General features: G+C 63.6%; 22 protein-coding genes. 12 read left to right on the top strand and 10 right to left on the bottom strand.

Annotated elements, in window-relative coordinates; genetic code table 11:
- Positions 1-61: 61 nt before the first annotated feature.
- Complete coding sequence (locus KIG99_RS12865; protein WP_226460520.1) at positions 62-844, bottom strand: uroporphyrinogen-III synthase; 783 nt, start codon at positions 842-844, stop codon at positions 62-64.
- Entirely contained in the window at positions 844-1779 is a 936-nt protein-coding gene (gene hemC / locus KIG99_RS12860) for a hydroxymethylbilane synthase (protein WP_226460519.1), read from the bottom strand. Before hemC ends, KIG99_RS12865 begins: the two co-directional genes overlap by 1 nt.
- A gap of 42 nt (positions 1780-1821) precedes the next feature.
- Here hemC and KIG99_RS12855 point away from each other — a divergent pair, with 42 nt between their 5' ends.
- The gene (locus tag KIG99_RS12855) at positions 1822-2445 is read left to right on the top strand and encodes a methyltransferase domain-containing protein (RefSeq protein WP_226460518.1); all 624 of its coding nucleotides are present in this window, start codon (positions 1822-1824) and stop codon (positions 2443-2445) included.
- Between the two features lie 9 nt (positions 2446-2454).
- On the opposite strand, the gene KIG99_RS12850 is transcribed toward KIG99_RS12855, so the two are convergent.
- Together KIG99_RS12850 and KIG99_RS12845 are read right to left on the bottom strand one after the other, a co-directional pair.
- A complete protein-coding gene (locus KIG99_RS12850; protein ID WP_226460517.1) occupies positions 2455-3567 on the bottom strand; it encodes a PepSY-associated TM helix domain-containing protein in 1113 nt (370 codons plus the stop codon).
- Positions 3568-3576: 9 nt separating this feature from the next.
- Complete coding sequence (locus KIG99_RS12845) at positions 3577-5595, bottom strand: TonB-dependent receptor (protein ID WP_226460516.1); 2019 nt, start codon at positions 5593-5595, stop codon at positions 3577-3579.
- Between the two features lie 453 nt (positions 5596-6048).
- On the opposite strand from KIG99_RS12845, the gene KIG99_RS12840 reads away from it, so the two are divergent.
- Positions 6049-6357 carry a hypothetical protein gene (locus KIG99_RS12840; protein WP_226460515.1) on the top strand — a complete coding sequence of 103 codons (309 nt, stop codon included), beginning with the start codon at positions 6049-6051 and terminating at the stop codon, positions 6355-6357.
- A 412-nt stretch (positions 6358-6769) separates the two neighbouring features.
- Here KIG99_RS12840 and KIG99_RS12835 read toward each other — a convergent pair whose 3' ends face one another.
- Positions 6770-7795, bottom strand: coding sequence for an IS110 family RNA-guided transposase (locus KIG99_RS12835; protein WP_226458972.1), 1026 nt, complete (start codon positions 7793-7795; stop codon positions 6770-6772).
- A gap of 774 nt (positions 7796-8569) precedes the next feature.
- Here KIG99_RS12835 and KIG99_RS12830 point away from each other — a divergent pair.
- The 3 genes from KIG99_RS12830 to KIG99_RS12820 all read left to right on the top strand — a co-directional run bounded on the left by KIG99_RS12830 (position 8570) and on the right by KIG99_RS12820 (position 13042).
- A complete protein-coding gene (locus KIG99_RS12830) occupies positions 8570-9058 on the top strand; it encodes a hypothetical protein (protein ID WP_226460514.1) in 489 nt (162 codons plus the stop codon).
- Positions 9059-9179: 121 nt separating this feature from the next.
- On the top strand, positions 9180-11780 hold the full coding sequence (gene pepN / locus KIG99_RS12825) for an aminopeptidase N (protein ID WP_226460513.1): 2601 nt from the start codon (positions 9180-9182) through the stop codon (positions 11778-11780).
- A gap of 2 nt (positions 11781-11782) precedes the next feature.
- Positions 11783-13042: an NAD(P)/FAD-dependent oxidoreductase gene (locus tag KIG99_RS12820; protein WP_226460512.1), complete on the top strand. Its 1260-nt coding sequence runs from the start codon at positions 11783-11785 to the stop codon at positions 13040-13042.
- A 6-nt stretch (positions 13043-13048) separates the two neighbouring features.
- Here the strand turns inward: KIG99_RS12820 and KIG99_RS12815 are convergent, their stop codons facing one another.
- From KIG99_RS12815 to KIG99_RS12795, 5 genes are all read right to left on the bottom strand, one after another.
- On the bottom strand, positions 13049-13549 hold the full coding sequence (locus KIG99_RS12815; protein WP_226460511.1) for a DUF411 domain-containing protein: 501 nt from the start codon (positions 13547-13549) through the stop codon (positions 13049-13051).
- Positions 13550-13556: 7 nt separating this feature from the next.
- A complete protein-coding gene (locus KIG99_RS12810) occupies positions 13557-14054 on the bottom strand; it encodes an ankyrin repeat domain-containing protein (protein WP_226460510.1) in 498 nt (165 codons plus the stop codon).
- A gap of 209 nt (positions 14055-14263) precedes the next feature.
- On the bottom strand, positions 14264-14779 hold the full coding sequence (locus tag KIG99_RS12805) for a glutaredoxin family protein (protein ID WP_226460509.1): 516 nt from the start codon (positions 14777-14779) through the stop codon (positions 14264-14266).
- Positions 14780-14807: 28 nt separating this feature from the next.
- Positions 14808-15587: a LytR/AlgR family response regulator transcription factor gene (locus KIG99_RS12800; protein WP_226460508.1), complete on the bottom strand. Its 780-nt coding sequence runs from the start codon at positions 15585-15587 to the stop codon at positions 14808-14810.
- Positions 15566-16579 carry a sensor histidine kinase gene (locus KIG99_RS12795; RefSeq protein ID WP_226460507.1) on the bottom strand — a complete coding sequence of 338 codons (1014 nt, stop codon included), beginning with the start codon at positions 16577-16579 and terminating at the stop codon, positions 15566-15568. The genes KIG99_RS12800 and KIG99_RS12795 overlap by 22 nt, the downstream gene beginning before the upstream one ends.
- 45 nt (positions 16580-16624) lie before the next feature.
- Here KIG99_RS12795 and argH point away from each other — a divergent pair, with 45 nt between their 5' ends.
- The 7 genes from argH (at position 16625) to KIG99_RS12760 (ending at position 23530) form a co-directional block, all read left to right on the top strand.
- Positions 16625-18013, top strand: a complete 1389-nt coding sequence (gene argH / locus KIG99_RS12790) for an argininosuccinate lyase (protein ID WP_226460506.1) — start codon at positions 16625-16627, stop codon at positions 18011-18013.
- Between the two features lie 144 nt (positions 18014-18157).
- Complete coding sequence (locus KIG99_RS12785) at positions 18158-18535, top strand: OsmC family protein (RefSeq protein WP_226460505.1); 378 nt, start codon at positions 18158-18160, stop codon at positions 18533-18535.
- 335 nt (positions 18536-18870) lie between these two features.
- Positions 18871-19476, top strand: a complete 606-nt coding sequence (locus KIG99_RS12780; RefSeq protein ID WP_226460504.1) for a MerR family transcriptional regulator — start codon at positions 18871-18873, stop codon at positions 19474-19476.
- On the top strand, positions 19473-20660 hold the full coding sequence (locus KIG99_RS12775) for a methyl-accepting chemotaxis protein (RefSeq protein WP_226460503.1): 1188 nt from the start codon (positions 19473-19475) through the stop codon (positions 20658-20660). Before KIG99_RS12780 ends, KIG99_RS12775 begins: the two co-directional genes overlap by 4 nt.
- 16 nt (positions 20661-20676) lie before the next feature.
- On the top strand, positions 20677-21045 hold the full coding sequence (locus KIG99_RS12770; RefSeq protein WP_226442335.1) for a response regulator: 369 nt from the start codon (positions 20677-20679) through the stop codon (positions 21043-21045).
- 26 nt (positions 21046-21071) lie between these two features.
- On the top strand, positions 21072-21392 hold the full coding sequence (locus KIG99_RS12765) for an STAS domain-containing protein (protein ID WP_226460502.1): 321 nt from the start codon (positions 21072-21074) through the stop codon (positions 21390-21392).
- Positions 21389-23530 (top strand): chemotaxis protein CheA, encoded by a 2142-nt coding sequence (locus KIG99_RS12760; protein ID WP_226460501.1) that lies wholly within the window; start codon positions 21389-21391, stop codon positions 23528-23530. Before KIG99_RS12765 ends, KIG99_RS12760 begins: the two co-directional genes overlap by 4 nt.

Below are 23530 nucleotides of genomic sequence, written 5' to 3'. Positions count from 1 at the left end.
ACGGGAGTGGGAGCAGAAACAGGCATCGCGGCGGGAGGGGGAGTTTGATCGTTTTCGGACATCATGCCAGCCAATTATAAGCAACTAAACCGGCGATGATGCCGGCGTCCGCTGCTGCGGTGAGGATAATTTTGTCGAGACCGAGCGCCCGCGCACTTTCGGCGATGCGGGCATGCGGCACGAAAAGCGGCGTGGCGCGCAGGCAGGCCATGCCTTCGCCGTCGAGCAATTCGCACAGATGGCGCAGGCCTTCGCTGCTCGACACGGTGAGCGCATCAAGCCGCCCGGCGCGCCAGGCGGCGAGCAATTCGTCGGCGCCGGCAGTCGGGCCGGAGCGCTGGTAACAGGTAATGCAATCGACCGTCGCGCCGCGCTGGCGCAAGGTATCGGCGAGCAATTCGCGGCCGCCGTCGCCGCGAAAAATGGCCACTCGCCGGCCGTCGACCGCTGTGGCGGCAAGCTCCGGCAATTCAAGCAGGGCTTCCGAATCGAAGCGCTCTGCCGGCACCAGGCAGTTGGCGATGCCATGCGCCGCCAAGGCCTTGACCGTGCCCGGCCCGACCGCCGCCGGACGCAAGCCGGCCGGCCACGCCCCGCGCGCCAAAATGGCCGGTACGGCATGGTCGACCGCATTCGGGCTGATGAAAACGGCGAGGCTGTATTGCGGCAAATCGGCAACAGCCGCAGCCAGCGGCGCCGGATCGGCGGCCGGCGCAATTTCGAGCAGGGGGAAGAGCAGCGGCTTACCGCCGGCGGCGGCAATCGCCTCGGCCAGCGGCGCTGCCTGCGCCCTGGGCCGGGTAACGACGATGGTTCGGCCGGCAAGCGGGCCGCCAGAAGTCATTATTTGCAGTGGGCGAGCTTTTCCAGGATGGCATCGGCGCCCTGGGCACGCAGGGTGGCGGCCAGTTGCAGGCCGAGCGCTTCGTCATCGGCCGGATTGCCGCGCAACTCGGCGGCGATCATTTCCTTGCCGTCGGCGGTGGCGACGAAACCGCGCAGCCACAGTTGGCCGTTGTCGATGATCGCGTAGCCGCCCAGCGGCACCTGGCAGGAACCGCCGAGGGCGCGCGAGAAGGCGCGTTCGGCCTTGACGCAGTGGGCGGTTTCCGGATCGTTGAGCGGCGCGACGACATCGAGCATGTTGGCGGCGCCGTCGAGCAATTCGATGCCGAGCGCGCCCTGGCCGGGGGCCGGCAGCGACTGTTCAGCGGTCAACACCGTTTTGATGCGGTTTTCCAGGCCGAGGCGGATCAGGCCGGCGGCGGCCAGGATGATCGCGTCGTATTCGCCGGCGTCGAGCTTTTTCAGGCGCGTGTCGAGATTGCCGCGCAGGCTCTTGATGACCAGTTGCGGATATTTGGCGCGCAGGATGGCTTCGCGGCGCAGGCTGGAGGTGCCGACCACGGCACCGGCCGGCAGTTCGTCGAGGCCGTTGTATTTGTTCGAGACAAAGGCATCGCGCGGATTCTCGCGCGCCGAGATGGCGGCCAGCACGAAGCCTTCCGGCATCACCATCGGCACGTCCTTCATCGAATGCACGGCGAGGTGGGCCTTGCCCTCCTGCATCGCGACTTCGAGTTCCTTGATGAACAGGCCCTTGCCGCCGATTTCGGCGAGCGGCCGATCAAGAATCTGGTCACCCTTGGTGGTCATGCCTAGAATGATGACCTCAGCCCCCGGATTCAGACTGGCCAGACGGCCCTGGACATGAACAGCCTGCCACATGGCGAGGCGCGATTCGCGGGAAGCGATGACAATCTTCGAAGGAGCGGACATGAAACGGCACGCAGCAAGGGTTGGAAAGAGGGCAATCTTAGCATGAGCGACAGCCCGACTTCCCCGGCACAGAGCAAAGCCGACCATCAACGCCCGGAACACCCGGATTTCTGGTGCAAGCGCTTCGGCACGGGCGTCATGCCCTGGGATGCCGGCAAGGTGCCGAACGCCCTCGCCGCTTTCGTCGGCCAGCGGTCGACGCCGCTCAACACGCTGATTCCCGGCTGTGGCAGCGCCTGGGAAGCGGTGCATCTGGCCCATGCCGGCTGGCCGGTGACGGCGCTCGACTTCTCGCCGACGGCGGTCGCCACGGCGCGCGAAGTGCTCGGCGACACAGCGGTCGACCTCGTCTGCGCCGACTTTTTCACTTTTTCCGGCAGTCGACCGTTCGAGCTGATCTACGAACGCGCCTTCCTCTGCGCCCTGCCGCGCAAGCTGTGGGCCGACTGGGGCCGCCGCGTCGCCGAACTGCTGCCGAGCGGCGCCCTGCTCGCCGGTTTCTTCTTCATCTGCGAGCAGCCGAAAGGCCCGCCCTTCGGCATCCTGCCGGACGAACTCGACGCCCTGCTGACGCCCAATTTCACACGGCTCGAAGACGCAGCGGTCGACGACTCGATTGCGGTCTTTTCCGGACGCGAACGCTGGCAGGTCTGGCAGCGGCGCTGAAGCGGATTTTCAGTCCCGGCCGGCACGGGCTGCGCATTTCTGGCGCCAGCGCAGCAGGCCGCTGACAAAAAGCAGCAAGGGCAGCAAGCCGGCCCCGGCGACCGCAATCCGGCCGAGCAGGCCGAAGGCCTCGCCGTTGTGCAGCGGATGCTGCCAGGCCATGAAACGGTCGGCCGGCGAATCGGCCGCGATATCGCGCACCGCCAGCGGGCTGGCAGCGCTCCCGACCCAGACCGTGCTTTGCGGAAAGCGCCGGCCCGGCTCGCCCGGCCGCTCTAGCCTGATCCGCGTCACCCCGCCATCCCGTGCCGGCGTCTCCAGCCAGCGCGGCTGACTATCGGGAAAGCGGCTGCGAGCGACGGCCAGCGCGGCGTCGAGCGACAGGGGCGCAGGCTCGACTGGCAAGGCGTCCGGCGCCCTGGTCAATGGACCGAGCAATGCGACCGCCGGCTGCACGGTATCCGGCACTTCGAGCACAATCCCGGTCACCACCAGCACGAGCAGCAAGGGCAGACCATACACGCCGCTCAGCACATGCAGGTCATAGGTCGCCCGCACCCGGCCCGGGCGTAGCTGCAGGCGCATGCGTTCGCGCCAGCGCCCCGGCGCCGGCCACCACAGCCACAGGCCGATGCCCAGCACCACGAGCAGCACGGCACCGCACCAGGCCAGCACGACCCGGCCGGTCGCACCGGCGAGCAGCATGTAATGCAGGTCGAACAGCCAGGTCATCGCGAAATCACCCCAGTAGCGGTCCTGGACCACGGCCAGCGTCGTCGGATCGAGCGCCACCAGGCGCGGCGCGAAGCTGCGGCCGGCGCGTTCCGGCGGCCGGTAGTAACGGGCAACGATGGGCCGCCCGGCGGCGAGCGGCACCTCGATGCGCCACGGCCCGGCATAGTCCGGGTAGTTGGCCCGCAGCGCATCGGCCACCGGCTGCCAGCGATAATCGGCCGTCACCGCCGCCATCGGGCGTGGCAGCGGATTGAGCAGGAGGTCGATCTCCTGATAGAAGCACAAGGCGCTGCCGGTCAGCCCGAGCAACACGAAGAGCAGGCCTGCCGACAGGCCGAGCCAGCGATGCAGCGCCAGCCAGAAACGACGCCGACGCTGCCGCATCATGCGCTGGCCTCAGTAGGCAAGATTGAGGGCGGCAAAGAAGCTGCGCCCTTCGCCCGGCGAATGGAAGGTTTTGTCGACATCTTTCGAGTACCAGGCATATTCGTACTTTTCATTGGCCACGTTGCGCACCTGGAAGTCGAGGCTGGTCGTGCGGTTGAGCTGGTAATTGGCCGACAGGTTGAGCAGCGTGTAGGCGCCAAATTTATCAGTCGAATTTTTGCGATTCAGATAATAAGACCCTTGCGCATTAACCGTCGCCGAGACGCGCAAGGCCGGCAGCAGGCGATGCTCGATCCCGGCCGACACCAGGTAAGGCGGTACATGATCAATTTCCTTGCCCTGTGCCTCCGGCTCGGTGGCACCGGCCTGCAGGATCTTCGACTGCTGCAAGGAAAGGAAGGACCAAACACGGGTACGATCGCCCAGGCGCGCCGAGAGTTCGAGATCGATGCCCTGACGACGCGTCTTGCCAATCGCCTCGACATCGTTGTCGTCTCCATAGAGTACGCGCGGCATTTCGTTCGAGGCGACCTGGCGCCACAGGGCGACTCGCCCCTCGACTCCGGCCAGCGGCTTGAATTTCAGACCGGCCTCCCAGCCATCGTTGAGCGAGGGCGTCTGGTCGACCAGCGGATTGACATGATATGCACCAGTACCGCCACCGATCTGAAAGGAGCGTCCGACATTGCCGTACAGGCTGTAACCCGGAGCCAAGGTATACAAGGCGCTGAGCTTGGGCTGACTGATCACACCAAAATCATTGATCGCGTAATTCACGCCGGTCCGCAGGTTGGTGTAAGAACCATCGACTCTATCAACCCGGTAGGCGGGCACGATCTTGAGATTCTCGGTCAACCGGATCACCGCTTGCACGAAGGCCCCTGCAATATTGAGATCGAACTGCTGGTCTCGCGTCTGCGCCGAGCGGACGCGCTGGCTGATGGTGTAGCGCTGGCTCCTGTTGTCCTGCCACTCGGCATCGACACCGCTCTCGATGGCCAGATCGTAGAGGCCACTCACCACCGGTCGCCAGGTCAGCGTGCCGATCACGCCTTTGTGGGTTTCCTGGATGGCGCGCTCCTGCGGCGTCGTGCCCTGGCCGTAATCGAGCCAGCGACGGTCGTCGATGTGGTTCAGATAGGCCTTGGCACTGCCGTACACCCGGTCCGAAAACTGGTGGTCGGCATGCAGGCTGATCTGCTGCATCGCGCGCTCGCCGCCGTCGGTGTCGTTGCTCGCCGGCGACTGGCGCCGGTCGGCGCGCAGCTGGGCCGGGCTCAGGTAACCGGCCTCCTGCGCCACCTGCTGGTAGGCGCGCACGATCAGGCCGAAGTTGCTGCGCCCCTCGTTCGGACTGAAGAACCACTTGCCGGCACCGGAAAACTTCTCCGAGAAGGCATGGTCGCGCCAGCCGTCACCCGCCTGGTAGGCGAGGAAATAGTTCTGGGCCAGGCCGTTTTCCTCGATGCCCTTGCTCAGTTGCAGGTCGCGCGTCGCAAAACTGCCCAGGCCGACACGGGCCCGGGTGTAATTGCCGCCGATCCGCGTCGTCAGGTTGGCGTTGCCGGCGATGTTGTGCAGGCCATAGCGCGGATCGTTGGTGCCCTTGACCAGTTCGATGGACTCGATGTCGAGCGGCGCCAGCATGTCGAGATAAGGCATGTTGCCGTCGTTGCTGTTGCTCGGAATGCCGTCGATCAGCAGCTTGACGGCATTGACCTCGCCCTCGCCGTTGAAGGCGCGGAAGGACAGCTTGCCCGAGGTCGTGCCCATGCCGAACTCGGTCATCATCACGCCCGGCATCAGGTTGAACAACTGCCACGGCGCCTTGATGTTCTGGTTCTCGATCTGGTCGCTGCCGAGCAGATTGACCGAACTCAGCACACTGCGCGCCGGCAAGCCGCCCGCCGCACTCTGGACGCGCACCTCACCCAGCGTCACGGCGGAATCCTCGCCACTTTCAACCGCCTGGGCAAGCGAACCCAAAGCCAGCAACACCATGCAAACAGAAGATTTGATCCTGAACACCGCCGCCCCCAAAAATCAGCATTAGAAAACACTAACACGCTGATTTAATTAGAATAAAAGAAGGCGGGATTTTATAGGGCCGAATACGACGGGCCCTGCGACATATTGCCGCAGCTGCAGCGGTTGACGGCAGGATTCAGGGACTTTTCGGGAGCAGACGGTGATGCAAGTCGCAAAAAGCCGAGATGCGGATGTTCCACATAGCGACAGCGTTTGAACAGTAGGAGGATCAATGAAGCGCCACGGACGGCTTTCGGCCACAAGCGGACACTTGGCTACCCATCCCCAAAGCAGACATTGCCCTTCGGTAGTTGTTCGGCATATTGCTTTGTTATACTGACGGCCGGAATTCTAAGTCACTGACGACAATGCGATTTGAGCAGCCAGCCCAACGTCAACAATATCAATTGTTATACGGACCCCAGCGTCCGTGTAAACACTGTTAGGCATCGTATGGCCACGCTCATCTGGCAGGCACCTATGCGCTACTTCTCCGCCGGTGACGAGGCGGCGTTTTTCTCGTGGTTGCAGTCTATTTCTGGCGTCGTTTCGGTTAAGGGCTATGGCCGTGAGTTACATATTCAGCTTCGGTCCAAGAAGCTCTCCGTTCAGAGCCTTCGGGAGTTTCTTGCCCTTTATCAACGCTATCAGGGCAACATGAGTGAACTCGCCCAGTTCGCAAACCAAGCAAATTCATCATGGTTTGCTGACCCAAATGCGTACTGGTATTCGCAAGTGTTCGGGAGCGCGCATGCTGCCTAACATTCCGGTCAAGGCGCAGCCTTCGGCTGCTGGGACGTCCCGCAAGCGGGCCGCCCCTTACCTAAAACTACAAGGGCTTCCCCATTCTTTGCAAGCGTTCTGAAGTTTTATCGTTTCATTCCTGATCCCGTTTTCCTGCTGTTCATCGATTCACTGTCGTGCCGGTGCGAGAAGGTGAAGGACTGCGGTACTACAACCGGTCATCTTGGGCTTTTGCCCGGACCCTGATGAAAGACGCGCGCGGGGGCCTCATTCGTTAGCCGGGAGTCACTTGCCTCCCCTGGAGGTAATCAGGCTCTCCCCGCGCGGGTCCAACCCGCTTCACATCAACGCTGCAGTGCTTCGCTGGGCTTGGGCCGCCAGCGACCAGCCGGTGATTCCTTTCTTTTTTCCTATAGACGCTTTTTGCTGTTCACGCGGTCTCGTCGATGAGTCGGAAATCATCTCCGTAGTGCATGACCGCCCAGGCCAGTCGCAGGTTCTTGGCGGCGATGGCGACCGCCGCTTTCCAGTAACCCCGTCGTTCGACCAGACTTCTCGCCCAGCGACTGAACCGGTCCTGCTTCTCTCCGAGGCCGGCGAGAACGGCGCGGGCACCCATGACGAGCAGGCTGCGCAGGTAGGCATCACCGGCCTTAGTGATCCGCCCCAGCCGGGCTTTGCCGCCACTGCTGTATTGGCCGGGAACGAGTCCGGCCCAAGCGGCGAGTTGCCGACCGTTCTTGAAATCATGACCACCACCCAGGCTGGCAACCAGGGCGCTGGCTGTGGTCGGGCCGATGCCAGGGAGTTGCATCAGGCGCCGGCTGCGCTGGTCTTGTTTGGCAGCTTGGGCAATGGCTTTGTCGTACTCGTCGATGCGTTCATTAAGGCGGTCGGCGTGTACGAGCAGATCGCCGACGCAGCGGTTGGCCCAGCCGGGGAGTGCTTCAAGGTGGGCACCGATTTCCCGGCGCAGGCGTTCGACTTTCTGCGGTAGAACAATGCCGAACTCGCTGATTAGGCCACGCAGGCGGTTATAGAGCGCCGTGCGTTCTTCAATGAAGCCTTGCCGGGTGCGGTGCAGGCAGAGGATGGCTTGTTGATCGACATCCTTGACCGGGACGAAGCGCATGTTCGGCCGGGTGACGGCTTCGCAGATGGCGGCGGCATCGGCGGCGTCGTTCTTGCCACGCTTGCCGCTCATCCGGTACGGCGCCACGAACTTCGGTGCCATCAGCTTGACGGTGTGGCCGAAGCGGCTGAACTCTCTTGCCCAGTAGTGTGCGCCGGAGCAGGCTTCCATGCCGATCAGGCACGGCGGCAACAGGGCGACCATTTCGAGCAATTGGCCGCGAACCACCTTGGGCTTGATGAAAACCGCCTTGCCGCTCTGGTCAATACCATGCAAAGCGAATACATTCTTGGCGAGATCGATGCCTACGGTGACAATATTCATGGACTTCCCCTTTCGAACGAATGATTTGGTCTGGAAACTTAATCATGGCAGCAACTGCTGCCGGCGGCTTCCGCCGCTAGTTCGGGACGGGGAAGTCCCTTTCATTCGTTAGCCATCATGCGTTGCGCCTGCATGTACTACGCCAGCCTTGCCTTTTTGGTCCTCTCGGCATGTTCGGGTCCTCAAGTGAACGTCCTGCCTACAGATCCCATCAGCCGGCGCATACTAAAAGACGGTACGCCGTCCACTCAGTATTCGCTTTTCACAACCCAGTCACATTTGGCTCGGTTCTCAATTGATGTCCCGGGGGCGCTAGAGAAGGTATTCGCAAGTGAAGCTCGCGCACGTGGCCTATGTGCACATGGATACGATCTCGTGCCGAATAGCATCGGATACGCAGAGAGTGGTGGAGGAGTGCATGCGCGCTTCAATTGCCGCCCTCAATAGCCGAGAAGGAACGATGGCTAACCCAACGGTCGAGGCGCGGCTACGCCGCTGGGACGCTACGCCGGCAGGCCGGCTCCGTGCCCCTCACCTAGCACGTTCCTGAACGACCGCTTTCCAAAGCTCTGACCGTCGCCTTTGGGCACAAACCAGAAGTAGCCCCCCCCACACGAACTCCTTCTTGCATCGCAGACAACCGGGAAACACCTCCCCCTTCGGCCACAAGACTGCAATTGCAGCCCCTGCCCCCTTACAATCTGTTGCAACCCCATTGTCGGCAACTCGCCGCCTTGCCGCGTTAATCGGGCATCACCCCATAAGGAAAACAAAATGAAACGTCTGCTTCTGGCTCTTACCCTTGGCGCCGCGGTCTTCAGCGCCCCCGCCACCGCCCAGGTTTCGGTCAGCATTGGCCAACCCGGCTTCTATGGCCGTATCGATATCGGCGGTTTCCCGGAGCCGGCCCTGCTCTTCCCGCAGCCGGTGATGATCCAGCGGGTGCCTGTGGGGCGTCCGCCGCTTTACCTGCGCGTGCCGCCCGGCCATGCCAATCACTGGGGCAAGTATTGCGGGCGTTACCGGGCCTGCGGCGAGCGCGTCTATTTCGTGCGTGACGACTGGTACAGCAACGAATACGCACCGCGCTACCGCGAACAGCATGGCCATAGCCGCCAGGAGTATCGCCATGAGCGCCGGGATGATCGCCGCGATTACCGGGAAGACCGACGCGACGATCGCCGTGATTTCCGCGAGGACCGTCGTGACGACCGGCGCGGTGGTGGCGACCACGGCCATGGCAAAGGTCATGGTCACGACTGAGCCCCCGTCCGCTCTTGCCTGAACAAACGCCCCGTCCCTCCGGCCGGGGCGTTTTGCATTGGGGCAGGCAGCGGCGGCTTGACGTATCATCGGGCGTTCTTGTCCCCCGCAGCGTCAAACCATGAAAACCGATACCCCGCAGACCGTCTATCTCAAGGACTACACCCCGCCCGCTTACCTGGTCGACACGGTCGACCTCGATTTCAGCATCGAAACCGGCAGCACCGTCGTCACCGCCACGCTGGCCATGCGCCGCAATCCGGCCGTTGCCGTGCAGCCGCTGGTGCTTGATGGCGAAGAACTGGAAACCATCGCCGTGACGGTCGACGGCGCCGAAGTGCCGTTTTCCGCGACGGCCAGCACCTTGACCATTACTGATCTGCCGGCCAGCTTCACGCTGCAGACGGTCGTGCGCATCAAGCCCGACGGCAACACCCGCCTTTCCGGCATGTACCGTTCCAAGGACGGTTATTTCACGCAATGCGAGGCGCAGGGTTTCCGCCGCATCACCTGGTTCCTCGACCGCCCGGACGTGATGTCCACCTACACGGCCACGCTGCACGCCGACCAGGCGACTTACCCGATCCTGCTCGCCAACGGCAATCCGGTGGCCAGCGGCGAGGAGGCCGACGGTCGCCACTGGGCGAAATGGGCCGATCCGTTCAGGAAGCCCGCCTACCTGTTCGCGCTCGTCGCCGGCAAGCTCGACGGCCTGTTCGACACTTTCCAGACGACTTCCGGCCGCAGCGTGCAGCTCGCCATCTACGTCGAGCCAGGCAAGCTCGACCAGTGTCCGCACGCGATGGAAGCGCTCAAGAAATCGATGCAGTGGGACGAAGAACGTTTCGGCCTCGAATGCGATCTCGACCATTACATGATCGTCGCCGTCGGCGACTTCAACATGGGCGCGATGGAGAACAAGGGCCTCAACATCTTCAACACCAAGTACGTGCTGGCGCGCAGCGATGTCGCCACCGACGTCGATTTCGAGAACATCGACCGCGTCGTCGCGCACGAGTATTTCCACAACTGGACCGGCAACCGCGTCACCTGCCGCGACTGGTTCCAGCTGTCGCTCAAGGAAGGCTTGACGGTTTTCCGCGACCAGGAATTCGGCGCCGACCTGCACAACCGCCAGACCGCCCGCATTCGCGAGGTGCGCGGCCTGCGCGCCGGGCAGTTCCCGGAAGACGCCGGCCCGATGGCGCACCCGATCCGGCCCGAGAGCTTCGTCGAAATCAACAATTTCTACACGGCGACCGTCTATGAAAAAGGCGCCGAAGTCATCCGCATGATCCAGACGCTGATCGGTCGCGATGGCTTCCGCGCCGGCATGGACGAATACTTCCGCCGCCACGACGGCCAGGCCGTGACCTGCGAGGATTTCGTCGCAGCGATGGCCGCCGCCTCCGGCTTCGACTTCACGCAATTCATGCGCTGGTACCGCCAGCCGGGCACGCCGCGCGTCACGGTCGACGGCTTTTTTGATGCCGAAAGCAAGACCTACACGCTGACCTGCACGCAGGCCAACCCGCGCGCCAGCGATGATGCGCCTTACCTGATCCCGATCCGGGTCGCCCTGTTCGGCGAGGACGGCAGCCTGCTGCCGGGCAGCGAACGCCTGCTGCAACTCACGGCGACGACGCAGTCCTTCGTCTTCAATGATATTGCCGCCGAGCCGGTGCCGTCGCTGCTGCGCGACTTCTCGGCGCCGGTCTATCTCGATTTCGACTACACGCCGGAACAGCTCACCGTGCTGCTGGCGCATGAGTCCGACCCGTTCAATGCCTGGGAAGCCGGCCAGCGCCTGGCGACGCAGTTGATCCTCGACGCCGCCGCGGCCATCGCCGCCGGTCAGAAACCGCTCTGGCCGGCCAGCTTCGTCGATGCCGCGCGCAAGCTGCTGCAGACGCAAGCCAGCCGTGGCGCCGCCTTCGTCGCCGAAGCCTTGACCCTGCCCGGCGAAACAACGCTCGCCGAACTGATGACGGTCGTCGATCCGGATGCCCTGCACGCCGCCCGCAACGGCCTGCGCCGGCATCTCGCCGAACAGCTCGAAGGCGAGTTTTCGGGCCTCTACGCCGGGTTGACCGTCCAGGAAGCCTACGCGCCGAGCAGTGAGCAGGCCGGCCGCCGTGCCCTGCGCAATCTCTGTCTTTCCTATTTGCTTGAACTCGACACCCTGTCCGTACGCCAACTCGCCTTGCAACAGTTCAGGACGGCCGACAACATGACCGACCAGTTCGCCGCACTCGCCGCGCTGGCCAACGTCAATGCCGCCGACTGCCCGCAACGCGAACAGGCGCTCGCCGACTTCTACGCCAGGTGGAAAGACGAAGCGCTGGTCGTCGACAAGTGGCTGCAGGCGCAATCGACCAGCCGCCGCCCCGACACGCTGGCCACCGTCAAGGCGCTGACCGCGCATCCGGCCTTCGAGATCGGCAACCCGAACAAGATCTATTCGCTGATCCGCGCTTTCGGCGCCAATCTCGTGCGCTTCAACGCGGCCGACGGTAGCGGCTATGCCTTCATCGCCGACCAGGTGCTCGTCCTGCACGACCGCAACCCGCAGGTCGCCTCGCGCCTGGCGCGCTGTTTCGATCGCTGGACCAAGTTCGACGCCGGCCGCCAGACGCACGCCCGCGCCGCGCTCGAGCACATCCGCGACCACGCCGGCCTGTCACGCGACGTGCTCGAAGTGGTCACCCGCGCCCTCGGCTAAGCGTGCAGCGGCGTCAGCTTCTCAAAGCCGGCCTTGGTCTTGCCGCGCTGGCGGCAACGCCGCTGGCGCGCGCCAGCTCCGGGCGCGTACTCATCGTCGGCGGCGGCTGGGGCGGCCTCGCCGCAGCCCGGCAATTGCGCCAACTGGTGCCGGCGCTCGAAGTCGTCATGGTCGAGCGCAACGCCGAGTTCCGCTCGCTACCGCTTTCCAACCGCTGGCTGGTCGGCCTCGCCGGCAATGAGCCGCTGGTCTACGACTACGCGGCCGCCGCCAGCCGCCACGGCTATCGCTTCCTGCAGGCCGAGGTGATCGCCATCGAGCGCGAGCGGCGCCAGGTCGTCACCCGCACCGAGACGCTCGACTACGACTGGCTGGTGCTCGCCGCCGGCATCCGCGAGGATTTCACGAGCTGGTTCGGCGCCGATGCTGCCGCCGCCAGCCATACCCGCCAGCATTTCGGTTCGGCCTTCACCGGCGGCGACGAACTGCTGCGCCTCAAGGCGCGCCTGCAAAACTTCACGGGCGGCGACCTGGTGATGACCATCCCGCCCATGCCCTACCGCTGCCCGCCGGCGCCTTACGAGCGCGCCGTGATGCTTGCCTGGTGGCTCAAGGAAAAGCGCATCAAGGGCCGCCTGCTGGTGCTCGACCCGAACCAGCCAGCGCTCGCCTTCGACCGCGTCTTCCGCGACAGTTACAGCGAGCAGATCAGCTATTTCCCGCAGGCGCGGATCAATACGCTCGACCCCTACCAAAAACGCCTGACCACCGATTTCGAGACCATCGACTTCGCCGACGCCATCCTCGCGCCGCCGCAGCAGGCGGCCGACATTGCCTGGCAAGCCGGCCTGGTCGCTCCGGGCAAGGACGGCAAGACGAGCGGCTGGGCGGCACAGGACCCGGTGCACCTGCACATCCCCGGCGACGAGCGCGTCTTCCTGGTCGGCGACATGGTGGACAAGGCTTCGCCGCTGTTCGGCTTCTACCCGAAGACCGGCCAGATCGCGGCGCGCCAGGGCGCCATCGCAGCACAGGAAATCGCGGCGCGGGCCGCCGGCCTGGCGCCGGGCCAGAGCCTGCCGTCAAGCAGTTGCTATGTCGTGCGCCGGGTCAGCCCGCTCGAGATCAGCCGCATCGACACCGACTTCCGCTTCCGCGCCGACGGCCTGATCCAGCAGACGGTCAAGCAGACCCACTTCGCGCAGGCCGAGGATGAAGACCGACGCTGGGCGACGGCAATGTTCGGCGAACTCGGTCTGTAGCGCCGGCTAGTGCCGGGCCCAGGTGCGGGTTGAGCCATCCGGCTTGACGAGCAGGGTTTCGTAGAGCTCGCGGCGCACTTCGCGCTCGCCGCCGGTGTTGTCCAGCGTCGTGCATGCCGTTTCGCAGGTCGGGTTCGACAGCTCGCGCCCGGGCGCGCCGCGCGGCCAACCCGGCACTGTGATGCCGCGCGCCTTGGGGCGCTCGCGCAATAGTTCCTGGATATCCTCGGCATGCGCGTGGCCTTCGACGAAATAGCCGGCGATCACCGCCGTATGCGTCGATTGCAACGCCGCCGGCACGCGCCAGCGCTTCTTGACCGCGGCCATGTCGGCCGTCTCCTTGTAGCTCACGCGGAAACCGTTGTCGGCCAGGTAGGCGCCCCAGTCGATGCAGGCCAGGCAGGGTGAAGGCATGAAAATCTCGATTTCCGGACGGTCGACCGGATCGGCGGCGAACACCGACTGCGCGGCGAGCAGGCACAAGACAAGGCAAAGTCGTTGCAGCATGTTCATCTCAGCACGGCTTGCCGGCAACGCAGCCTTTGAGCAGCCACAGCGAAATCACGCCGGCCACTTCGTTCGACATCGTCTTGCGCGCCATCGAGGTCGGATCGCGCCCGGCATTGGTCTTGGCATAGGGGTCGGCGCCGCATTCGAGCAGCAACTGGGCCTGACGCGCATTCTGCGTATAGGCCGCCATGTGCAACGGGGTCAGGCCGTCGAGATCGCGCGCATTGCAGTCGGCGCCGGCGGCGATCAGCGCCTTGATCGCGCTGAGGTCGGGATTGGTCGCCGCCAGGTGCAGGGGCGTCGAGCCCACCGCGGTGCGCGCGTCGCGGCTGGCCGGCTGGGCTTTGAGCAGGGCGCTGACCGCCTGGCCCGAGCCGGCACGCGCCGCATCGTGGATCGGCTGGTCGGCCGAACTGGCCTGCAATTCGCCGGCGGCCAGCGGTCCGGAGAAAAGCAGGGAAACAGCGAGACACAGCGAGAACAGGGAGTTTGCGCTTTGCATGATGCAGAAGATCCAGCCAGTCATCAGGGGAGGGATATTATGCGACCGAAGCATGGGGAAAAAATTGCTTTACAACAAGTTAATCCGGGATCGCCAACGGGCCGGCCCGCCCTGTCACCCAAGGGGTAGCATCGCACCTCCTGCCGGCCAGCGGTAAACCACCGAAAATCGCCTGTTTTCAGCGGTTCACCGTCAGGTGCCGCCGGCGCTCAGCCCTTGATCCAGGGCTGCAGCAACTGGCGCAGGCGGTCTTCGTTGTAGCCGTTGACCACGTCGTCGCCGACCACGATCAGCGGCACGCCATTGCCGCCCAGTTTCTGGTGGGCACTGAGCGCCTCCGAGCTTTTTTCGATGTCATGTTCGGTATAGCGGATGCCGTTGGCGCGGAAAAATTCGCGACTCGCCTTGCAGTAGCCGCACCAGTCGGTCGCGTAGAGATGCACCGCGGGTTGGCCGATGGCCGCGATCATCTCCGGCGGCTTGACCCGCGCCTGCCAGAGCGGACGGGTAAACCACAGCAAGGCGCCGAAAACCAGCAGCAACAACAGCCATTTGCCGCCGCCACCGCTTTCCGGCACCTCGATGCGGCCGTACTGGCGCCGCTCAGCCGGAGACAGATGCGCGTCGACCTTGACGTAGGCCCTGCCACAAGCCGGACACTGCCAGTCGGGCACCTCGGCATTGGCGGTGCGGGCATGGCCGCAATGGGGACAAATCGGGAGCATGGCAGGCGGTCGCTTTCCTTAAGTGTGATCAGGCGCTCTTGACCAGCGCCTTGGCCGGCGCCCATTGCCGGCGGCTGACCGGCAGCTTTTCCGGGACGCCGCGCAACAAGGCCCAGCCGTAGGCTTCGGCATCGTCGCCGGCCGCCTTTTCAAAACCGGCCAGGGCCGAACGGGCAACCAGCACGGCGCGGTGCAGGCGGATGAAACGCTCGGCGTATTCGGTTTCGAGATGGGTCAGCGCCTCGTCGAGCAGATATTCACGCTCGACCGTGCGCGCCGTGACGTATTTCAGATCGGCCTTGAAGTAGAGCACTTCGGCAACCGGCACCAGCAGCAGGCGGCCGCGCTCCTGGCAGGCGAGATGGGTACGCCCGCCGCCGCGCACGGCCTGGCCGATGCTGCCGAGCAATTCGGGGTTGAGCGGCGGCGCGGCGGCGACCTTGTGCAGCGCGGTGAGCAGGCGCTGCGCGCGCACCGGCTTGAGCAGGTAATCGACGGCATTGAGATCGAAGGCCTGCACCGCGTAATTGTCGTAGGCGGTGGTGAAGATGATCGCCGGCGGTTTGGCCAGGGCGCCGAGATGGCCGGCCAGCTCGATGCCGTCCATGCCCGGCATGCGGATGTCGGCGAGCACCACGTCGACCGGGTTCTCGCGCAGGAAATCGAGGGCAGCGAGGCCGTTGACCGCTTCGCCGACCACCTGGCTCGGCAACTGCCCGGCGATGTCGCCGAGCAGCTCGCGCAGGCGGGCGCGGGCCAGCGGCTCGTCGTCGACGATGAGGATTTTCAGCGGATTTTTTGACGGCATGGCAGGACGATGCGAACCTCGTAGCGATGATCGCCGACCTCGATTTCGAGACGGGCCTCGAGATCGTAATACAAGGCCAGGCGTTCGCGGATATTGGCCAGCGCCATGTGGTTGCCGGCGGCATGCGCAGTCTGACCGACGGTCGGGTTGGCAATGCTGATGTGCAGTTCGTCACCGCGCTGCTCCAGCCCTATGCGTACCGTGCCGCCTTCCGGCGCCGGCTCGATGCCGTGATAGACGGCATTTTCCAGCAAGGGCTGCAGCATCAGCGGCGGAATCGGCAAATCCAGGGAAACCGCCCCGATTTGCCAGTCGACCGCCAGGCGCTCGCCCAGGCGCAGGTATTCGAGTTCGAGGTATTGCTTGCCGAGCGCAATCTCGTCGGCCAGGCTGACCAGTTCGCCGGGATCACGCATCGCGGCGCGAAACAGGTCAGACAGCGACTCGAGCGCCGCCTCGGCCTGTTGCGGCCGGGCACGAATTAACGACAGCACCGCATTCAGGGAATTGAACAGGAAATGCGGCCGGATGCGTGCATTCAGCGCCGCCAGGCGGGCTTCGCTCTGCGCCGGTGAAAAGGCGCGGGCACGCAGTTCGAAATAGAGCAGCAACAGCGCCGTGGCGGCCAGCGCAAGCAGGATGGCGCGGCCCGGACTGCCGCCTTCGCTGAGCATCAATGACTGCCAGTAAATGAACAGCCCACCGGTCAACCCGCCGACCAGGGCCAAAACGAGAAACTGCCCGAGCCGTAGCGGCAGGCGCCACAGCACATCACGCAGGAAGGCAAGCGAAGCCAGGCCGATCAGCAGCAAGGGCTCGACGGCCGCCGTCAGTTCGATAAAACGCCCCGGCCAGCCGGCGATATCGGTGGCCATGACGAGCGCGGCGAGCAGCGCCAGGCCATTGATGCCGAGCAGCACGCGCAACATGACCCCGAAATTGCGCCAGTCGGGCAGGGGGTGAGTCGCGGGAAAGTGCCGTATACTTGTCATTCTCTGTGCAATTTGCGCCTGATTTCCCGATTCTAGACCAAAGACATGACTTCCAACGCCACGCAATACACCTGGGCCGGCCGTTTCTCCGAACCGGTTTCCGATCTCGTCAAACGTTATACCGCTTCCGTCGACTTCGACCAGCGCATGTGGCGTCAGGACATCCGCGGCTCGCTGGCGCACGCCCGCATGCTCGCCAAGCAGGGCATCATCGCCGCGGCCGACCTGGCCGACATCGAGCGCGGCATGGCGATCGTCACCGAGGAAATCGAATCGGGCAAGTTCGAATGGTCGCTCGACCTCGAAGACGTGCATCTGAATATCGAAAAGCGCCTCACCGCGCTCGTTGGCGATGCCGGCAAGCGCCTGCATACCGGCCGTTCGCGCAACGACCAGGTGGCCACCGACATTCGCCTCTACCTGCGCGATTCGATCGACGACATCCTGGTCCTGATCAAGGCCTTCCGCTCGGCCCTGGTCGATCTGGCCGAGAAGGAAGCAGCAACGCCGATGCCCGGCTTCACGCACCTGCAGGTCGCGCAACCGGTGACTTTCGGCCACCACATGCTGGCCTATTTCGAGATGTTCGGCCGCGATGCCGAGCGCTACGCCGACTGCCGCAAGCGCGTTGCCCGCCTGCCGCTCGGTGCCGCCGCGCTGGCCGGTACGACCTACCCGATCGACCGCGAATATGTCGCCGAACAGCTCGGCTTCGAGGGTGTCTGCGAAAATTCGCTGGACGCCGTCTCGGATCGCGATTTCGCCATCGAATTCACCTCGGCCTGCGCCCTGCTGATGATGCACATCAGCCGCCTGTCGGAAGAACTGGTGATGTGGATGAGCCCGCGCGTCGGCTTCATCCAGATCGCCGACCGCTTCTGCACCGGCTCGTCGATCATGCCGCAGAAGAAGAATCCGGACGTGCCGGAACTGGCCCGTGGCAAGACCGGTCGCGTCTATGGCCAGCTGATGTCGCTGCTGACCCTGATGAAGTCGCAGCCGCTGGCCTACAACAAGGACAACCAGGAAGATAAAGAGCCGCTGTTCGACGCCGTCGACACCGTCACCGACACGCTGCGCATCTTCGCCGACATGGCCGGCGGCATCACGGTGCGCGCCGACAACATGAAAGCCGCGCTGACCCAGGGCTTCGCCACCGCCACCGACCTCGCCGACTACCTGGTCAAGAAGGGCCTGCCCTTCCGCGACGCGCACGAAGCGGTCGGCCACGCCGTCAAGGCCGCCGAACAGAAAGGCGTCGACCTGCCGCAACTGAGCCTGGAAGAACTGCGCGCTTTCTGCCCGCAAGTGGAAAACGACGTTTTTGCAGTGTTGACCGTCGAGGGCTCGCTCGCCTCGCGCAACCATATCGGCGGCACCGCACCGAACCAGGTCCGGGCCGCCATCGCCCGCGCCCGCGCCCGTCTGGCCTGATTTTCCGCCAGCAAGGACAAAGACCGCCGGTGAGTACCGACGGTCTTTTTTTGCGCCAAACATATTAGCGGTTTATTATATTGATATGTAGTGATCGCCAGATCACCCGTCAAAACCAGAAAACCAACATCAAGGAAGATCAGCATGTACGCCACCGTTGTCGACAGCACCCCGCGCATCAAGGTCACCACCAGCAAGTACGAGGCCGACTATGCCCTCGACGGCTCGCTGATGAATCCGCTGGAAGCCTTCTACGCCTCGCTCGCCGCCTGCGCCGCCGTGTTTGCCAAGAAGGCCTGCAAGGGCCTCGGCATTTCCGCCGCCGGCATCGAGATCAACTGCAAGCCCTTCGCCGGCCCCGGCGGCCCGCTGACCCTGGCCAAGTTCAAGACCGAAGTACGCTTCCCGGAAGGCTTCACGGCCGAGCAGAAAGCCGCAGTGCTCGAAAGCATCGTGCACTGCGCCGTCAAGGAAGTGGTTGCCGACGGCCCGAACATCGACTTCCAGGTCGAAGAGGTCTGATCGCCAGGCCGCCCGGCGGCCGCCAACAGACTGCAGAAAGCCCGCCAATTGGCGGGCTTTTCCTTTATGGCCTTGCGTAAACATGCCTTCGGATTGCCTTGGCCCACGCTTTTTCCAAGCGCGTTGTGCCGCTTGCGATCAGGATTGATCCAGGTCCGATCAGAAATCATCAGGCGCTAAAAGCGCTCCCCTGAAATTCCTCCCATGCGAAAGCGCCTTCCAGCAAGGCGCTTTCTGCGTTTACAGCCAACAAAAGTATTAACAACTGTAAAAACGCTATCCTATTGTTAAATTCAATAAATCTGTTAATATGATCAAAACTGACAAACGAAACCATGACAAACAAACCTGCCATTCCTGCCACCTGCTCCACCAGCGAAGCCGCCAAGATACTCGGCATCAGCGTACGCGCCGCCCAGCTGTGGGTCGAAAACGGCATGCTGCAAGCCTGGAAAACCCCGGGCGGGCACCGCCGCATCCTGCGCAGTTCACTTGCCCTGATCGTCGAGCAGCAGAAAATGGCGGCCGACCAGGGAACGGGAGAAGCACTTTCCATCCTGATCATTGAAACCGCGCAGAGCGAACGCGAGTATCTCGGCGAAGCACTGCTCGCCGCTTTCCCGAACAGCAAGATCCAGCTTTCGGCAACGGCCTTCGAAAGTCTGCTCAGCCTCGGCGAAAAAACGCCGGATGTCCTGATCGCCAATCTCGACACCCTCGATGCCGTGAGCCTGCAGCAGCACGATCGTGCGTCAGGCACCTCCCTTCTCGCCGGCACCCTGCTCATTGCCCTTGCCCCCGATCACGCCGCAATGGCCGAGCTGCGCCGGCAATTGCCGAGCGAGTTCATCCTGCTCGGCAAGCCGCCCGCCCAAGATGAACTGCAACGTTTGATCCGCGCTTTTATCCAGGGGCGCCAAAACCATCGGAGAAAAGCATGAGCGACAAGACAGTGCCATCACTGACCCGGGCGATGACGTTTTCCCTCGCCTTGCCGACGCTGGCCGGCTGCCTGAGCAGCGTTCTGCGCGATGGCTTTTCCGGCAGCATGCTGCTCAGCGTCGGCGCGATTCTGCTGGCTGCGACTATCGGCCTGTTCTGGCTGCGACACGGCGAAAAATCGGCCCGGCGCACCTGGTCTGAGCAAGCCACGGCCGCGACGCAAGAAGCACTCGATACGGCGGCAACCCGACGCCTGCAAGGCCTTGATCACTTGTGCACGCAGGTGCTGCCGCTGTGGGCCAGCCAGATCGATATCGTGCATGCCCAGACCGAGGAATCGATCACCGCCCTGAGCAATCGCTTTGCCGATCTTTCCGGGCGCATCCAGAGTACGGTCAGCGCGGTGCGTTCGGACGCCGGCGTCGACATGGTCAGTCTGCTGGCCAGCAGCGAGGCCGAACTCAACGGCATCATCTCCGACCTGCAGGGCACGCTGGCCAACAAGGACATCCTGCTGCAGCAGATGCGCGAATTGTCCGGCATGACCAGCCAACTCGAATCGATGGCCCGCGGTGTCGGCGAAATTGCCAAGCAGACCAATCTGCTGGCCCTCAACGCGGCCATCGAAGCCGCCCGGGCAGGCGAGGCCGGACGCGGCTTTGCGGTCGTTGCCGATGAAGTCCGCAAGCTGTCATCCCTGTCTGGCGATACCGGTCGCAAAATCGCCGAAACGGTTGCCATCGTGAATCACAGCATCAGCACCACGCTTGATACCTCGCAGCAGTACGCCGAGCAGGAACTCAAGCTGCTCAGCAACTCCGGCCAGCATATCGGCGATGTCGTGGCACGTTTTCGCGATGCGGCTGATGTGCTGGTGGCCAACTCGAATACGCTGACCCGCGAGGGTGAGCATATCGGCCAGGAAATCGGTGAAGTCCTGGTCGCCCTGCAATTCCAGGACCGCGTCGGCCAGGTGCTCGACCATGTCCGCACCGATCTGCGCCGCCTCGAAGAGCGCGTACATGATGCGGCACGCGCGGCAGCCGCCGGCCACCCTGCCGGCGAAGTCGACAGCGCGGCATGGCTGGCCGAGATGGCCGAAAAATTCACCACCCCCGAACAGCATCAACTCCAGCACAGCGGCGCCAAGCCCGCCGCTGCCGACGAAATCACCTTTTTCTGAAATACGGAGAAATCCCATGGCAAAAACCATTCTTATCGTCGATGACTCCGCCTCGCTGCGCCAGGTCGTCAGCATTTCCCTCAAGGGCGCCGGTTACGACGTCATCGAAGCCTGTGACGGCGTCGACGGCCTGAAGAAACTCGACGGTCGCAAGATCCACCTGATCATCAGCGACGTGAACATGCCGAACATGGACGGCATCACCTTCGTCAAGGAAAGCAAGCAATTGCCGGCCTACAAATTCACGCCGGTGATCATGCTTACCACGGAAGCCGGCGACACCAAGAAACAGGCCGGTCAGGCGGCCGGGGCGAAAGCCTGGGTGGTCAAGCCTTTCCAGCCGGCCCAGATGCTTGCCGCGGTCGGCAAGCTGATCCTGCCCTGATCATCCCGCCCCACGGAGAAGACACCATGAACGAGTCTGCCCAGAGCGGCCGCCAAATTTTCATCAACGGCGAGCTGACCATATACACCGCCAGCGAATGGCGGGACAAGCTGGTCAATGAAATGACCGGCAATGACGACATCCAGCTCGAACTTGCCGAAGTCAGCGAAATCGACAGCGCCGGTCTGCAACTCTTGCTGGCGGTACAGCGCCAGGCCGCCGGGGAAGGACGTCAGTTGCAATTCGGCCAGTGCAGCTCGGTCGTTCGCGCCCTGCTCGACTTTGCCCAGCTGATGCAGTCCCTGAACGTGAACATGCAAAACCTCGGCCAAGGGGAACAGCCATGAGCATGGATCTCGACGACGCCCTGCAGACCTTCATTGCCGAAAGCCGAGAACTCCTGCAGCAGATGGAAGAAGCGCTGCTCGACATGGAGAACCGGCCAAACGACCCGGAAACGATCAATGCCATTTTCCGTGCCGCCCACACCATCAAGGGTAGCGCCGGCCTGTTCGGACTCGACCACATTGTCGCCTTCACTCACGTCGCCGAAAGCGTACTCGATCGCGTCCGCAACAACGAGATCAGGTTAGATGAGGTACTCGGCGCCTTGTTACTCAAGGCGGGCGACTACATGGGGCAATTGATCGAACTGCTGGCTGCGCACAAAACGCCCGACGCCTCCGTCAACGCCATTGGCCAGACGCTGGTTGCCAGCCTCGAAACCTATCTCGGAACCACTGCCACTGCCGCCGTCTCTGCGGGAAATGCCGTGCAGGCGAGTGGTACAGCCGGAGCGGGGGTCAGTAGTGCCAACTGGCATGTTTCCCTGCGTTTCGGCCCGGATGTGCTGCGCCAGGGGATGGACCCCGTGTCCATCCTGCGCTATCTGGCAACATTGGGCGAAATCGCCGCCATCCGCAGCATCACGGATGCCGTCCCGATGCTCGCCGAAATCGATCCGGAAGCCTGCTACCTGGGTTTCGAACTGGCACTGAGCAGCACCAGCCCCCCAACCGAAATCGATGGCGCCTTCGATTTCATCCGCGACGACTGCCTGATCCACTTGATCCCCCCGCACGCGCCGCTGGCCGAATATCGCAACATGGTTGCCGCCCTGAGCAAGGACCCGGACATGCACGAGATCCTGCTGGCGCTGGGCAGCCTGACGTCCGATGAAGTCGCCCGCCTCGATACGCAGGAAACCGGAGTCGAGACCAGCCAGAACGACACCCCGATCGGCGAAGCTGCCGATCCGCAATGCAAGGAAGTCAGAAATTCCGAATCCAGCCTGATCCGGGTCGATGCCGCCAAGCTCGACCAGTTGATCGACCTGGTCGGCGAACTGATCATCGCCGGCGCCGGCGCCAGCATGGTCGCCCGGAAATTCAAGGCCCCCGAACTCACTGAAGCAACGGCACAGGTTTCGCGCCTGGTCGAGGACGTCCGCGACTCGGCCCTGACCCTGCGCATGGTCCAGATCGGCGCCACCTTCAACCGTTTCCGGCGCGTCGTACGCGATGTCGCCAAGGAAATCGGCAAGGATATCGAGCTCGACATCCGCGGCGGCGACACCGAGCTCGACAAGACCGTCGTCGAAAAGATCGGCGACCCGCTGACCCACATCGTCCGCAACTCGATGGACCACGGCATCGAGGCGGCCGATGTCCGCCGCGCCCGTGGCAAGCCGGCGAAAGGACAATTGCGCCTCAATGCCTTTCACGAGTCGGGCAGCATCGTCATCGAAGTCAGCGACGATGGCGGCGGACTGAAGAAAGAGCGCATCCTGCAAAAAGCGATCGAGCGAGGCCTGGTTGGCGAGAACCAGACACTGTCCGACAAGGAAATATTCAATCTTGTCTTCGAGCCCGGCTTCTCAACGGCCGAACAGGTCAGCAAGCTCTCCGGGCGCGGTGTCGGCATGGACGTCGTCAAGCGCAACATCCAGGCTCTGCGCGGCACGGTAGACATTGAAAGCATCGAGGGCGTCGGCACCACGGTGCGTATCCGCCTGCCGCTCACCCTGGCGATCATCGACGGCTTCATGGTCGGCGTCGGAGCAGCGTCCTATGTGCTGCCGCTCGACATGGTGGTCGAATGTATCGAGTTGCCGACACCGCCCCTCAGCGAAGAACAGCCCCCGGATTACCTCAACCTGCGCGGTAGCGTGCTGCCCTTCATCCGCTTGCGCGAGCAATTCGAAGTCGCCGCCCCGGCACCGGGACGCGAGAACGTGGTCGTCGTCCAGTACGCCGGACAACGCGCCGGGCTCGTCGTCGATCGTCTGATGGGCGAATTCCAGACCGTCATCAAACCGCTGGGCAAGGTCTTCAGCCAGATCCGCGGCATCGGCGGTTCGACCATTCTGGGGAGCGGCGAAGTCGCTCTCATCCTCGACATTCCCGGTCTGATCAAACTGACCACCACAGCAAACCAGCATGTTCCGGCTATCGCCCAGGAACAATGCATCGCTACCAAGGAGTAA

It is taken from the genome of Quatrionicoccus australiensis, assembly GCF_020510425.1.
GTDB classification, from domain to species: domain Bacteria; phylum Pseudomonadota; class Gammaproteobacteria; order Burkholderiales; family Rhodocyclaceae; genus Azonexus; species Azonexus australiensis_A.
Note: the sequence above shows the minus strand (reverse complement) of the source record. Positions and strands in the feature narration are given on the sequence as shown.